Here is a 433-nt window from a genome sequence, read left to right as displayed (position 1 = left end):
CTGGCGTCAGTGGTGACTTTTCTTTATCGTACGCGCCCTTTGAAAATGCTCGGAAAATCAAAATGTTGGAAGCATCCCTAAGCCAATTGGAACAACTGGTCAGCGACCTGGTGCAACAGAACCAGGAGCTGCTCGGCACGAACGCAACACTGAGTGCAGAACTGGCCCAGGCCAAGGATGAAAACGAAAGCCTGCAACTGAGCCTGATGGAACAGGAAGAGAAACAGGGCGCCACCGTTGCTCGCATTCAAGCGCTGGTTGAGCGCGTGAGCGCAGGTCCTGTGAACGCATGAGACACGGTGCCGACGGGATAAAAGTCGTCTCGATTCTTGGGGAAGACTATTCGATCAAGGCGCCGGCCGGGGAAGAGCAGACCCTGCTGGACGCCGCATTAATGTTGAAAGCGGTGCTGGCCGAGACCAAAAAGAAATAC

At 54.5% G+C, this 433-nt stretch carries 2 protein-coding genes; both read left to right on the top strand.

The window, feature by feature from the left end; genetic code table 11:
- Positions 1 to 62: 62 nt before the first annotated feature.
- Positions 63 to 293: a hypothetical protein gene (locus tag BK665_RS33975; protein WP_019691434.1), complete on the top strand. Its 231-nt coding sequence runs from the start codon at positions 63 to 65 to the stop codon at positions 291 to 293.
- Positions 290 to 433 (top strand): cell division protein ZapA (gene zapA, locus BK665_RS33970; RefSeq protein ID WP_148053313.1); only part of this gene is annotated, 144 nt, incomplete at its 3' end. The genes BK665_RS33975 and zapA, both read left to right, overlap by 4 nt.

The organism is Pseudomonas frederiksbergensis (assembly GCF_003732665.1).
Lineage (GTDB): Bacteria > Pseudomonadota > Gammaproteobacteria > Pseudomonadales > Pseudomonadaceae > Aquipseudomonas > Aquipseudomonas frederiksbergensis_G.
The sequence above is the reverse complement of the archived record's forward strand: the minus strand, read 5'-3'. Positions and strand labels throughout refer to the sequence as shown.

What these genes read in the sequence shown, in the direction of transcription:
- BK665_RS33975 (WP_019691434.1), top strand. Translation starts at nt 63, where the DNA reads ATGTTGGAAGCATCCCTAAGCCAATTGGAACAACTGGTCAGCGACCTG.